The organism is Paenibacillus sp. Lou8.1, from assembly GCF_024213565.1.
Lineage (GTDB): Bacteria > Bacillota > Bacilli > Paenibacillales > Paenibacillaceae > Paenibacillus > Paenibacillus polymyxa_B.
Genome location: NZ_JANAVN010000014.1, coordinates 29749 through 42124, shown reverse-complemented (window position 1 = coordinate 42124; position 12376 = coordinate 29749). Strand labels below are relative to the sequence as shown.

The 12376-nt window shown below is 40.9% G+C and carries 15 protein-coding genes; 13 read left to right on the top strand and 2 right to left on the bottom strand.

Features of this window, described 5'->3' with window-relative positions:
- Positions 1-15: 15 nt before the first annotated feature.
- From NLX78_RS19435 to NLX78_RS19425, 3 genes are all read left to right on the top strand, one after another.
- Positions 16-1014, top strand: a complete 999-nt coding sequence (locus NLX78_RS19435) for a metal ABC transporter substrate-binding protein (RefSeq protein WP_254351305.1) — start codon at positions 16-18, stop codon at positions 1012-1014.
- 201 nt (positions 1015-1215) lie between these two features.
- On the top strand, positions 1216-3477 hold the full coding sequence (locus tag NLX78_RS19430; RefSeq protein ID WP_039273336.1) for an ATP-binding cassette domain-containing protein: 2262 nt from the start codon (positions 1216-1218) through the stop codon (positions 3475-3477).
- A gap of 11 nt (positions 3478-3488) precedes the next feature.
- A complete protein-coding gene (locus NLX78_RS19425) occupies positions 3489-3911 on the top strand; it encodes a MarR family winged helix-turn-helix transcriptional regulator (RefSeq protein WP_061831374.1) in 423 nt (140 codons plus the stop codon).
- Between the two features lie 286 nt (positions 3912-4197).
- Here the strand turns inward: NLX78_RS19425 and NLX78_RS19420 are convergent, their stop codons facing one another.
- A complete protein-coding gene (locus NLX78_RS19420) occupies positions 4198-4449 on the bottom strand; it encodes a helix-turn-helix domain-containing protein (RefSeq protein ID WP_039273332.1) in 252 nt (83 codons plus the stop codon).
- Positions 4450-4689: 240 nt separating this feature from the next.
- Between NLX78_RS19420 and NLX78_RS19415 the strand changes: the two genes are divergently transcribed.
- From NLX78_RS19415 to NLX78_RS19390, 6 genes are all read left to right on the top strand, one after another.
- Positions 4690-4902 (top strand): hypothetical protein, encoded by a 213-nt coding sequence (locus NLX78_RS19415; RefSeq protein ID WP_254351304.1) that lies wholly within the window; start codon positions 4690-4692, stop codon positions 4900-4902.
- Positions 4903-5447: 545 nt separating this feature from the next.
- Positions 5448-5810, top strand: coding sequence for a response regulator (locus tag NLX78_RS19410; RefSeq protein ID WP_023988407.1), 363 nt, complete (start codon positions 5448-5450; stop codon positions 5808-5810).
- Positions 5811-5894: 84 nt separating this feature from the next.
- Positions 5895-6383, top strand: coding sequence for a hypothetical protein (locus tag NLX78_RS19405; RefSeq protein WP_039273324.1), 489 nt, complete (start codon positions 5895-5897; stop codon positions 6381-6383).
- Positions 6384-6487: 104 nt separating this feature from the next.
- On the top strand, positions 6488-6682 hold the full coding sequence (locus NLX78_RS19400) for a hypothetical protein (protein WP_013310131.1): 195 nt from the start codon (positions 6488-6490) through the stop codon (positions 6680-6682).
- A gap of 12 nt (positions 6683-6694) precedes the next feature.
- Entirely contained in the window at positions 6695-7030 is a 336-nt protein-coding gene (locus NLX78_RS19395; protein ID WP_013310132.1) for a YolD-like family protein, read from the top strand.
- Between the two features lie 117 nt (positions 7031-7147).
- Positions 7148-7492, top strand: a complete 345-nt coding sequence (locus tag NLX78_RS19390; protein WP_061831375.1) for a cupin domain-containing protein — start codon at positions 7148-7150, stop codon at positions 7490-7492.
- 105 nt (positions 7493-7597) lie between these two features.
- Here NLX78_RS19390 and NLX78_RS19385 read toward each other — a convergent pair whose 3' ends face one another.
- Positions 7598-8467, bottom strand: coding sequence for an aminoglycoside 6-adenylyltransferase (locus NLX78_RS19385; RefSeq protein WP_250261495.1), 870 nt, complete (start codon positions 8465-8467; stop codon positions 7598-7600).
- A 315-nt stretch (positions 8468-8782) separates the two neighbouring features.
- Here NLX78_RS19385 and NLX78_RS19380 point away from each other — a divergent pair, with 315 nt between their 5' ends.
- The 4 genes from NLX78_RS19380 (at position 8783) to NLX78_RS19365 (ending at position 12317) form a co-directional block, all read left to right on the top strand.
- Positions 8783-9076 carry a hypothetical protein gene (locus NLX78_RS19380; protein WP_254351303.1) on the top strand — a complete coding sequence of 98 codons (294 nt, stop codon included), beginning with the start codon at positions 8783-8785 and terminating at the stop codon, positions 9074-9076.
- Between the two features lie 85 nt (positions 9077-9161).
- On the top strand, positions 9162-9857 hold the full coding sequence (locus NLX78_RS19375; RefSeq protein ID WP_250261493.1) for a response regulator transcription factor: 696 nt from the start codon (positions 9162-9164) through the stop codon (positions 9855-9857).
- A 1-nt stretch (position 9858) separates the two neighbouring features.
- Positions 9859-10914, top strand: a complete 1056-nt coding sequence (locus NLX78_RS26770) for a HAMP domain-containing sensor histidine kinase (protein ID WP_323873420.1) — start codon at positions 9859-9861, stop codon at positions 10912-10914.
- A gap of 221 nt (positions 10915-11135) precedes the next feature.
- Complete coding sequence (locus NLX78_RS19365) at positions 11136-12317, top strand: alpha/beta hydrolase (protein WP_250261491.1); 1182 nt, start codon at positions 11136-11138, stop codon at positions 12315-12317.
- Positions 12318-12376: the final 59 nt, after the last annotated feature.

Below are 12376 nucleotides of genomic sequence, written 5' to 3'. Positions count from 1 at the left end.
AAAGGAGTAATGAATATGAATACATGGTTCAAAAAATCATTTGTATTGTCTGCGGGACTAGCACTTATTTTGTCTGGCTGCGGAGCCAAATCGGATAATGCAGCTACAAATGCTTCCCAAACCGAGCCGAATGCGGCACAAACAGCAGACAGTGGTAAGAAGCTGAATGTAGTCACCACTTTTTATCCAATGTATGAATTCACGAAGCAAGTTGCTGGAGACCATGCTAACGTAACCGCGTTGATTCCTGCTGGTGCTGAACCGCATGACTGGGAACCGAGCGCCAAAGATATGGCACAGGTTAAGGATGCTGACGTATTTGTGTATAACGGTATTGTCGAAGGTTGGGCAGAACAGGCTTTGAGCAGCGCGTCCAACGATAAGCGTGTTGTAGTTGAAGCGAGCAAAGGGTTGAACCTGATGGAAGGGACTGGTGAGGAGGAAGAAGGAGAAGAAGCACACGCAGAGGAAGGCCATGATCACGATCATGTGCTGGACCCTCATGTATGGCTTGATCCAGTCTTAGCTCAAAAAGAAGTAGAAGCTATAGAAGCAGGGCTTGTAAAAGCCGATTCGGCAAACAAAGCTGATTATGAGAAAAACGCCGATGCTTATATCGCTAAGCTGAAAGAACTGGATACCGAGTTCAAAACGGGTCTGAAAGATGTAAAACGTAAAGACTTTATTACGCAGCATGCTGCTTTTAGCTATTTGGCTAAGCAATACGGTCTAACCCAAGTACCCATTGCCGGTTTATCTCCAGAGCAAGAGCCTACACCGGACAAGCTGGCGGGTATTATCAAATTTGCCAAAGAAAATAATGTTAAAACGATTTTCTTCGAAACTCTTGTTGATCCGAAGGTCGCTGAGACCGTAGCTACTGAAATCGGTTCAAAAACCGATGTACTGAATCCGCTCGAAGGATTGACAGATGAAGACAAACAGAAGAACCTGGATTACCTTGGTGTGATGAAAAACAATCTGGAGGCTTTGAAAAAAGCCTTGAATGAATAAGTAAACTTTAAATAAATAGTTCGAAAAAGACGTCGGCATAATAGCGGCGTCTTTTTTTATGACTATCGGCCCTTTGGTTACTGGTGATTTTCGTGTCTGCTGACTAAGTTCAACATTGCCATTCATAAAAATAATGATAAAATATAGTTGAGCATATCAACTATCAACCTAATCAACTATATTGTAAAGAAGGTAAATGAAATGAGCGACAATTGTATACGGGTATTAGGAGCGAGGGAACGAAATCTAAAAAATATAGATGTGGTGATCTCCAAAAAAGAAATTACCGTTTTTACAGGTGTATCCGGCTCAGGGAAATCATCTTTGGTATTCGATACAATAGCGGCAGAATCACAACGGCAATTAAATGAAACCTACACAAGTTTTATTCGTCACCGTATGCCGCATTATGGAAAACCAGATGTGGATACAATTGAAAATTTATCAGTCGCTTTTATTATCAATCAAAAACGGTTAGGTGGTAACGCAAGGTCAACAGTAGGGACAGTTACAGATATTTATTCTCTATTGCGACTGTTATTTTCACGAATCGGAACTCCGTTTGTAGGGTACTCTGATGTGTTCTCATTCAATAATCTGGCGGGTATGTGCAGCCAATGTCAAGGTTTGGGAAAGGTTGAAACAGTTGATATCGAACGACTGTTAGATAAAAACAAATCCTTAAACGAGGGCGCAGTCTGTTTTCCCACCTTTGAACCTGGGGGTTGGCGATTAACACGCTATATTCATTCGGGTTTTTTTGACAATGACAAAAAAATTAAGGATTATTCCGAAACCGAGTTGGAAATGCTTCTTTACGCTGATGGTATAAAAGTGAAAAAACCCTCACCTGAATGGCACAAAACCTCGTTGTATGAGGGGCTGATCCCGCGCATTGAGCGGAGTTTTCTAAAAAAAGAAGAAGGAGAAAAGATAAGATACAGTAAACAAATTGAACGTTTTGTTACCAAACAGACTTGTTCACACTGCAACGGGACACGCCTGAGTGACAAGGTCCTATCTTGTAAAGTGAATGGGAAAAATATCGCTGAATGTGCTGAAATGCAGGTGAGTGAACTTTTAGAGTTTATTGAGGCCATTCATACTCCGATGACCACCACAATCGTTTCAGAGTTAGTCAATCGGCTGCGGCAGATGGTATCGATTGGATTAGGCTATTTAAGTTTAAATAGAGAAACACCTACTCTTTCAGGTGGGGAGTCGCAAAGAATCAAAATGGTTTGTCAACTGGGAAGTAGTCTGACTGACCTTACTTATATTTTCGATGAGCCAAGCATAGGGCTACATCCCCATGATATAAGCAAAATAAATGACCTTATGAAACTTTTGCGAGACAAAGGCAACACCGTGCTTATCGTGGAACATGACCCCGATCTGATAAAGATTGCAGACCATGTAATCGACATGGGACCGGGTGCGGGAATTTATGGTGGTGAAATTGTATATCAGGGCGACTTACAAGGATTAAAGGAATCGGGTACACTGACTGGGAAATATTTGTCACACCAGCCTGAGTTTAAACTCAATACACGCACCCCAAAAGGCTGGCTTTCCATCGAAAATGCAACATTACATAATTTGAAAAATATTTCGGTTCAAATACCCAAAGGAGTAATGACCGTTGTAACTGGTGTCGCTGGTTCAGGAAAAAGTACGCTTATCAATCAAGTATTACCTCAATTTTTTCCTGAAACTATATTCATCGATCAAAAAGGGATACAAGCGTCAAAACGTTCAAATATAGCCACCTTTATGGGGATCTTTGATAGGATCAGAAAGTTATTTGCAAAAAAGAACGGTGTTAGTGCCTCCCTGTTCAGCTTTAATTCGCAAGGGGCTTGTCCTGTTTGTAAAGGCTTGGGTGTTACATACACAGACTTAGCTTTTATGGATACAATTGTTACCGTGTGCGAGGAATGCCAAGGGGATCGTTTTACCGATGAAGTGCTCCAATACAAGCTAAGAGGCAAAAATATTAGTGAAGTCCTTAAAATGACTGTAGCCGAAGCTTTGGACTTTTTTCAGGAAGAAGAAATTAGCAGGGGATTAAAAATGCTTTCAGATGTTGGAATCACTTATATTCCTTTGGGACAACCACTAAACACTTTATCAGGCGGGGAATTACAGAGGATAAAGCTTGCTTCCGAGCTTGAAAATGACGGGCAAATTTATGTTCTGGATGAACCTTCAACTGGCCTGCATATGGCGGATATAAAACAGTTAATTGGTGTAATGAATCGCCTAGTGGAACAAAATTCAACCCTTATTGTAATCGAACATAATTTTGATATTATTTGTCAATCTGATTGGATTATCGACTTAGGTCCTTTTGCCGGGCAAAATGGTGGTGAAATCATATTTACGGGGTTAACGGAAGATTTAGTTAAATGCAGAGATTCACTTACAGGAAGTTACCTGAAAGAATATATTGAGCGCACATAGGAGGAAAAGCAATGCCAACAAAAGATTTAGAAGATAGTTATGTTCCTTTTCAATGTATGATTTTAGCTTACTCTAACCGGTTCAGCGTAGAAGGTGTATCAACGGCACAATACTATATACTGGATACTTTGAATAAGCAAGGTCCTAAAACAACAAAAGAACTCGCTGAAATGAAAGGTATTTCACAATCGGGTATTTCTAAATTGACGAAACGTCTGTTGGAGAAAAAGTATATAAATCAGGAAAGGCAACTCAATGACCGCCGCTCTTATAATATTGTACTTACTAGTGAGGGAAAAGCGTTTCTTAACCGTGTTGAGGATTTCGGAAATGAAATCATGAATTTAATGGAAGAAGCATTAACAGAAGATGAAGTACAGTCCTTCTCATTGATGTGCAAGAAAATTACGAGCCTATACGCTGAAAAGCTGTAGGATAGTCATGAGCGTGATCAACCACGCTTTTCATCTGATAACAACAGCGGCCGCTTTGGAAGAGAGGCTTTTATTTACCCTAAGCTATCGAGTGTATCGAGAAAATCATTATCCACCAGCCGGAACAGGCACGGTAAAACCGCCGCCTGCTATGAGTTTGTTGCTTCCTTTAGGACACTGTCCGAAAAGGTCAGAAATATACTTAAAAAGCTGCGGTATATTATATTTACTTATTGCTATAAGCAGTTATCTCTATTACGTAGACCATAAAAACGATCTCTCTCCATTAGACAGAAGAGAGATCGTTTTTTGCGTTGCGTGGGATATATTCCAGAACATCGCTCAGGTTATGTCTCTGACCTGTAAGATCTTCTAATGTGTCGAGAATGTGACTTAATGTTTCCAGATCTATGCGTTTTGTCTTACCATCGCACATATCGTAGATTAAGTTCGGTCGAACTTTTGCTTCACGAGCCAAGGCATTTTTTGTGATTCCTGCTTTGCCCAATGTTTCCTCTAACTTTATATTTATCGCCAAAGATAATCACCTCTTATCAAGTATTTTACCCTGTTAGTAAGCATTATGAAATAATCATTTGACGATAAACGTTTAGGAGTGTATATTCATTATAGGAGTTATCGTATAACGATAAATATTAAACGATAATATCTACTAGAAATCTATTTTTCACAAACGAATTGATTATTATACTTGCTTGGTTGTTAGATTAAGTTTTGATCCGGTCAAATAAATTTTTTTAGAAAAGAGGAAAAGGACATGTTAGACATTGCTGTGCTTGAGAAGATTGTGATTGTTCATGTATGGGAAGAGGAAGAACTTGATTATGAAACGAGCGAGGCTTATCTTATTAAGCCAGGCTATGCTATGTATGTTCTGGCACTGTTCATTTGGCAAGAGTGGAGAGAATTTATCAAACGGGTTTGCATCGTTTTTACGTTGAAGATCGGAGCACTGCATCTATTCAATTAGCATCTTGTCTAACAGGAGACATATCTGTAAAGATACAAGAAATTGTTATGAAGTTATTGAGTAAAAATGCATTAGATTGGCTCACTTGTGATGTAATGCATGGTATGACAGGGGGCTTTGAATTTGAAACATTATAATATAGGCTACATATTCTAAAGTTAAGAATCCTAAAAAAGTAGAAATTGTTAATCAGAACGGGTTCACAAACTTACATGAAAACGGAGTAGGCGGAATGGTGCTGTACAAGAAAGTACCATCCGTCTGCGGAGTGGCACGATAGGTAGTTTTTAAATTCAGCTTATATAGTACTAAGGTTTCAATAGATACCTAGTACTTTGTAATCTTCACACTACATAAATTATTTACGTCATTGTGAAACGTTTTTTTGAAAACTAATGCTGTAGTAGCTAGTTTCAAATTTCTTTTATAATTCATTGGTAGCGTTTTTATTTTTACAGATTCTTTCTATTAATATTACTAGTTTATTCACCGATATTGAAGTTTGGGCGTGCAATATCATTTGACAACGGATTGGAGAGGTTAATTTGGCAACAGTTATAGTAGTGGATGACTCTTTATTTATGCGTTCTGTGCTTAAGGATATTCTTTTGGATTTAGGTCACGCTGTTATCGCGGAAGCAGAAAATGGGTATGATGCTGTTTTGAAATACGCACACTTTCGTCCCGATTTAATCACCATGGATATTAATATGCCTAAGATGGACGGACTTGAGGCTGTTAAAAAGATTGTAGAGCTTGATCCTCAAGCCAACATTTTGATGTGTTCTGCTTTGGGGCAGCAGGAAGCGATTATAAAAGCATTTCAGGCAGGTGCAAAAGACTTTATTGTTAAACCATTTGAGATGGAAAGGGTCGTGAATGCAGTCACAAAAATGCTGGGGAGTTAATGAATCAAGATTTTAATACATAAATATTGAACATGTTAAAGCGAGAATTCCATGCTTATTTTCACGAATATGGAGATGAATAGGATGAGCAATCGAGTGTTGTCTCAAAAAGTATTTATAGACGAATTGATCGCTACGATCAAGAATGGAGGGCTTGTCCCTGTAAATTATGAACACCTCATCAGCGAACAAAGAGAAAGAATGGATGCTCTTAACAATGAACTTACCCTTCGTATTGAGGGATTAGAGACTGATTTGATCTCTGCTTCGACACATTCCATTCCTTTTGCCAATGGCGAAATTATGTTTCTTGCTCGTTATATTGTACTCATTGGGGACCATACCGAGGGATACTTTGTGTTCTATCGAGCAGAAGATTGTGAAAGTCCAGAGGAATATCAGTTTTTAACAAGCTCTTATCAACTTCCACATTTATTACTTGAATTATCTCTTTCTTTAAAAGAACATGGTACTAATGAGCCGATTGATATTCTGACTTATTGGAATGGCCCTGTCTATCCGCTGAAAGATTTGAATAAAGAAGATATTAAGCTATCCACCTATGAATTTTAATTCCCTTGAGAGAGTCAAATCCCTCAGGGGATTTTTTTACATTGATAATCAAACGCATGTTCGCATATAATACAAACAAACGTTCTGATAAGGAGTGAAGGATCATGTTGGAAAAATACGTGGGGCAGATCGTGGAAATCGTGTATTTGGATCGGAAGGGCAAGCTGTCTCATCGGCGTATCGAGGTGCATCGTGTGCAGAATGGCTTGATACGAGCCACCTGTCTACAGACAGGCCAGCCACGTGTTTTTCGATTAGATCATGTATTGGCATGGCATCCGGTAACCAGAACAGCATAGGAGGGGCTTACGATGGGGAAAAAGCTTGAAGGAAATGGCATATGGGAAAGCTCGCGCATGATTTTGCCTGAGCATCGGGAGGCATATTTAAGACTGATGAAGGAGCAAGGAAGGCGCGGCAAGCCAGCACTGGACGATCAGGAAATGCAGCAGATTGAACAGGCCATCATCGTATCCTATAACGAACGGAAGCCTATTACGCTAAAAGTGTTCAACCCGTTTGATGATGAGGAGCTTCGTGGATTGGTCACGGTGATTAATACAAGTCGGCGAGAAGTGAAGCTGTCCCGTGGGGAAGAGGATTTTAGCTGGATAAAGTTGGAGGAAATTATCGAGGCGGATATATAAAAAAGTCTGACTAAGTCGGACTTTTTCTACATTTGTCCTGCCGTTTTATAATTAAGATTGTAGCTCTATGAATTCATATATAAAATAAACTGTAATTGTAAAAGGAGGAGTTCAATAATGAAAATTAGTAAAAATAATGCGGAACATTATATATGGGGAGATCAATGTGATGGTTGGCGCTTGGTGAAAAATAATGATTTGAGCATTATTCATGAGCGGATGCCCGGAAATACACATGAGGTCAGACATTATCATCATCATGCGCGCCAATTTTTCTTTATTTTATCAGGCACAGCGGTACTTGAAGTGGATGGTGAACGAATCCAATTAGGATCTCAGGAAGGATGTGAGGTTCCTCCTATGGTGCCTCATCAAATGTTTAATGAAACGAATCAGGATGTTGAATTTTTGGTTATTTCTCAGCCTGCGAGCAGAGGTGACCGGGTTCTGACCGAAAAATAATATTTTGGAGCAGACCTAAAGGAGCATATAGGACAGAATAACGTTAGAGTATAAAAATAAAACCAGCCTAGCACATGAAAATCAAGTGCCGACTGGTTTTTTTTATCAATAAATGTCCTTAGCATCTGCTGGGAGAGCTTTTACGTGATGGAGATAGTTCGTAACACGTTGATCGTCCAGAGTCGGATATTCGTAGCCATAATAGTTCGCTACTTCCAAGGCAACTTCTCTAAATAAATTTCCCATGATCAAAAGAGACTGCCACATATGTTCATAATCTGCATCCGCAAATGTTTGGATGTAGAGCGTCCAAAGTCCAGGCTCAAGGTGGTTCTTGAAATATTTTCCCTGTTTACCCGGATCTGCCGCGAAGTCTGTTCGTATACCAATATGCCATTCCAGCATCAAGTGGAGCGCATCTCTAACAGGCCGATCTAGCATACATTTAGCATAGGGCAGCTCCTGTCGCCATAACCCTTTAGCCACATAAGTACTGACCCACCAGAACTCATTACAGGAATCTGCATAGGTTTGGGCGGTTGGAGGGACTGTCTCATAATCTTGAAGATTTGGCGGTGGAAAAGGCTTTACCAGTCCGTCTTTATCCAAGAGCAGTACACTTAAGCTGTCTCGGGGCCAATTGGCGATGTTAGCCACAGGGCAGAGGGTAAGATCTATGCGATTGCCATCCGTAAATAACATAAGAAAAGCAAAGCGATCATGGGACGTCACAGTAGGCTCCACATGCTCATCGGGCGTCTGCATAATGATCAATTCACCAAAGTGGTGAATCCAGCCACGTTCCTGAATAAAGCTGTCCATGGAAGATACGAGAAAGACGATGTCATAATCCTGAAAAATATCTCGTAGAGCATGTGGATTAGCGCGTGAACCGTTCATAATCACAGCACGTACCCGTTCGTCCTCTTGAGCAAATTGGAGAATGGTATGCAGCATCTCTTGTTCACTTCTCACTATAGTCGTCTCCACAAACGGTATCGAAAGGAAAAAAACGTAGACAAGACAGCAGTAGAAATAAGGGCCACCAGCTCAAGGATCATCAAGAAAAACGACCTCCTGTAAGTTCTTTTATCTGGGAAAAGTCTCCTACCCTTACAATAGCCTATACACAGAAGCCATTCAATTGTGCTGCCGAGGCCTTCTTCATTACCCAAAGTACACTTGACCGAATTGTATGTTTTATCCATAATGAAGCGAGGCATCAAGTACAGACCATCGAAACTCTCATAGGCTTATGGGAGGCAAATCAGACAGATGTGTGCTTATCACATGATTCAAGGAATGGAACTCGCAAAATCTTATTTTTATAAGGCATTCGGTCCTTTTAATACAATGAAGCATCACATATCGATTCAAGGTGTCATTAGCGGCACCATACCGGGTAGAATTTTTTTATCTAATAATGGGGATAACGCTGTATTGAGCAACCCCCAAGGCATTTTTCTGGGAGGAAGTCCGGACAATAAAGCCTTTTTAAAAGAAATCAACATGTTGCTTCAAGAAATCCTATTACCTCAACTGGCATCCAAAGGAGAAATATCCGGAACTGGAGAGGCGCTTTGAGCGCGACTTTTTTTGTCAATTCGAGTCCATGCGGCTCTTGTGTTATATAAATGCAGTCCATTTAAAGAGGTTGGGAGGTATAAAGATGCCAAAAACGATATTAGTTGTAGACGACGATGAAGAAATCGTAAAACTCATCACAAAGAGTTTAAGATACGAGCAATTTGCAATAATTTCGGCATGTTCCGGGAAAGAAGCCTTATCTGCATTGAAAGAAAATCACATTGATTTCATCGTTCTTGATATAGTGATGCCTGATATGGATGGACTTGATGTCTGCAGAAGTATCCGAAATTCCTATAATGTCCCAATTCTGTTTTTAAGTGCGCGTGATAAGGACATTGATAAAATCGTCGGGCTCGAAATAGGAGCAGACGATTACATGACCAAACCTTTCAGTATTCAGGAGCTTGTCTCCAGGATAAAGGCTCACTTCAGAAAAGTGGACAGGCTTTTTAAAGAGTGGGATGAACTTAGTCCCAGTAACGAAAAGGCGGATGCTCCGCTCATTTTGAACGATAAGACGTTTGAAGCATTTCTGAATAGCAGGAAGCTCAACTTATCAACGAAGGAATTTCAGATTCTGTCTATCCTCATGCGCCACCCCAATCATGTATTGACTCGTGAGCAGATATATGAAAACGTCTGGGGAGACGAATACGGAGAAATAAATACCGTAACGGTTCATATAAAAAATATCCGTAAGAAACTTGGTCCTGAATATGACTTTATTAAAACAATATGGGGCATAGGATATAAATACACGGAAAGAGAGCAATAGTATGAAACTGAAAATAAAGCTTCCTCTTTTGTTCCTGCTGATGTTTATAATATTCATGTTTTCGATTGGAATGTATCTGAAGCTTGTCTTTGCAGTATATTCCCCTATACGCAGTTCATTGCTGGACTCGCGATATATAGCATTGCTCCTGCCCATATTTGCAATTGCCTGTTTCATATTTATTATTCTGATTATCTATATTCATTTTTGCATAGAGAAACCCATTCAGCTTCTGAATACCAGGCTTGAAGAAGTAAATATTGTACATCCACTGCCTCCGCTAGCTCTGAGAAGTAATGATGAGATCGGAGAACTTTATAAGCACTTCAATAAGATGGAGCATCGGCTTCAACTCGCGCACAAAGAGCAGATCGATATGATCGCGGCAATTGCCCACGACTTGAAAACACCCTTGACATCTATTAATGGTTTTACTGAACTGCTGGCTACACACAAGGATTTACCAGAAACTGAAAAGCAGGAATATTATGATTTGATTCAAAGGAAGTCAGGATATATGGTCGAACTCATCAATGATTTCTCCAGCTTCACCAAAGAAAAACTGGAGTTGGAATCTATGGTAGCTAAACCTGTAAAAGCATCAAAATTATTTGAAAACATTGCCCTTGAATATGAGTATGAGTTGGCGGGACTTGACAACGAGCTTACTTGCCGCCATTCATTCACGGAAAATATATTGCTGATGGTCAATGAACCGATGATACGTCGGGTTTTCGGCAACCTCTTTAGCAATGCTGTAAGATATGGAGGGAAAAATAAACTGAAAGTGTATATGACCGGATACCCGCTAGGACAGCATGCCTTTTTTCAAATCGAAGATAATGGAATTGGAGTGCCGGATAAGGATATATCTTCTCTGTTCCTCAAATTTTTCACTGTGGATAAATCGCGGCAAATCCAAAAGGGCGGGCTGGGTCTGGGTCTTGCAAGCTGTAAATCCATTATTGAACATCATAGGGGCGAAATTTGCGCCTACCCTTCCGAATATGGCGGTTTGGGGATAAGATTCAGCCTTCCCTTGGCCGCACAACACTGATTTTATTTTTGCACATTTTCTTTTACTACAGGAGTTAAAGGCTGCTGCCGGGTGTGAACACCCAGGCAGCAGCCTTTTTTGTTTTTTCAGCGGTTTATAGTTTTTTATATTCTCTTTATAAACATTTATTTTTCTTTTAAAGAAGCTTTATCTTTGTGTTGTAAAAATTACTTGTAGTAAAAAAACTACAATCACTAGAACTGGAAAAGGAGGATGTTGCAATGTCAATTGAGTTCAGCCGTTGGCCCAATCACTACATGATGTCATACCAAGTCACCAAAGCTTTGGGTATGGCAAGCCTCGGTGCTACGGACGTCACCGAGATCTACGAGGCCTGCAAAAAAATCGACCCCGATGACAAGGACACGTGGCACAGGGAGTGGCTCATAACGGCTCAGGTATTGGAAAGACACGGCAAGGAGGCCGAAACGGCTGGAAACTGGTATACAGCACGAAACTGCTACATTCGTGCCTGCAATTACTACAGAATTGCGGAATATGCGGTGATGGATGATGACACCGAGAAAATCCGTATATTTAAGAAAGTAAATGAACTCTTCGAAGCTGCCGGAAAGTACTTCGATGTCCAACCGGAGAAGATCCAAGTCGATTACGAAGATGTCAAGTTGGATGGTTACTTCTTCTCCCCTTCCTGGATAAAAGGTCCGAAGCCGACCCTTTTTGCTCTCAACGGTGGCGACGAGTGGTCAATTGAAAACTATTTCTGGCTAGGTCCCGCTTTTATTTCGTGTGGATATAACTTTCTGGTCTATGACCAGCCTGGGACCGGCCTCTCGCTGTACGAAAAGGGAAAAGGAAGACGAGCGGACAGTGAGGCTTTCCATTCCCGGGCAATCGACTTTCTTCTAACGCGGCCGGAAGTCGATCCCGATAAGATTATCGTGCACGGGGAGAGTTTTGCGGCTTACGACTCGCTGCGATTCGCTTCGTTCGATCACAGGATTGCTGCCGTCATCTCCGACGGCGGTACGCACGCCTTCGACTGGGATGCCATGCTTAAATGGATGCCGCCGAGTCTGGCCGCACACGGCATGAGAATTCTGGGGGCAAAAAGCTTGGAGGATTTTGCGGGGAATCCGCGTTTTGCCTATGATCTTGAGGGCGTGCTCCACCAGATAGAATGTCCGCTTCTTGTAATGCACGGAGCGGAAGAGATATTGGTTCAGCCAAATCCGCTGACACAAGCCTTGAAGAATTACGAGCAAGCGGGTTCGAAAAACAAGACGTTCTTCCCGATAGAGGATAGACGACTTGGCGGATTAGAACACTGTCAGGTAGACAACATCAACGTGCTGCATGAGGTAGTGCTGAATTGGCTCTGCTCAATTGGGCTTGGGCCAGCCTCGCCTCGCTTAAGCGATTGCCAGGACATCATAAAGTAGATTTATTGAAAAATTTCTGATTGAGCTTGTTCAGGAGTGTTGTACTTAGAATCCTGAAT

Bases quoted from the DNA above. Each gene is read 5' to 3' on its own strand.
- NLX78_RS19435 (WP_254351305.1), top strand. From the start codon at position 16: ATGAATACATGGTTCAAAAAATCATTTGTATTGTCTGCGGGACTAGCA.
- NLX78_RS19430 (WP_039273336.1), top strand. From the start codon at position 1,216: ATGAGCGACAATTGTATACGGGTATTAGGAGCGAGGGAACGAAATCTA.
- NLX78_RS26770 (WP_323873420.1), top strand. From the start codon at position 9,859: ATGAAACTGAAAATAAAGCTTCCTCTTTTGTTCCTGCTGATGTTTATA.
- NLX78_RS19390 (WP_061831375.1), top strand. From the start codon at position 7,148: ATGAAAATTAGTAAAAATAATGCGGAACATTATATATGGGGAGATCAA.
- NLX78_RS19375 (WP_250261493.1), top strand. From the start codon at position 9,162: ATGCCAAAAACGATATTAGTTGTAGACGACGATGAAGAAATCGTAAAA.
- NLX78_RS19395 (WP_013310132.1), top strand. From the start codon at position 6,695: ATGGGGAAAAAGCTTGAAGGAAATGGCATATGGGAAAGCTCGCGCATG.
- NLX78_RS19415 (WP_254351304.1), top strand. From the start codon at position 4,690: ATGTTAGACATTGCTGTGCTTGAGAAGATTGTGATTGTTCATGTATGG.
- NLX78_RS19380 (WP_254351303.1), top strand. From the start codon at position 8,783: ATGATTCAAGGAATGGAACTCGCAAAATCTTATTTTTATAAGGCATTC.
- NLX78_RS19400 (WP_013310131.1), top strand. From the start codon at position 6,488: ATGTTGGAAAAATACGTGGGGCAGATCGTGGAAATCGTGTATTTGGAT.
- NLX78_RS19365 (WP_250261491.1), top strand. From the start codon at position 11,136: ATGTCAATTGAGTTCAGCCGTTGGCCCAATCACTACATGATGTCATAC.
- NLX78_RS19425 (WP_061831374.1), top strand. From the start codon at position 3,489: ATGCCAACAAAAGATTTAGAAGATAGTTATGTTCCTTTTCAATGTATG.
- NLX78_RS19405 (WP_039273324.1), top strand. From the start codon at position 5,895: ATGAGCAATCGAGTGTTGTCTCAAAAAGTATTTATAGACGAATTGATC.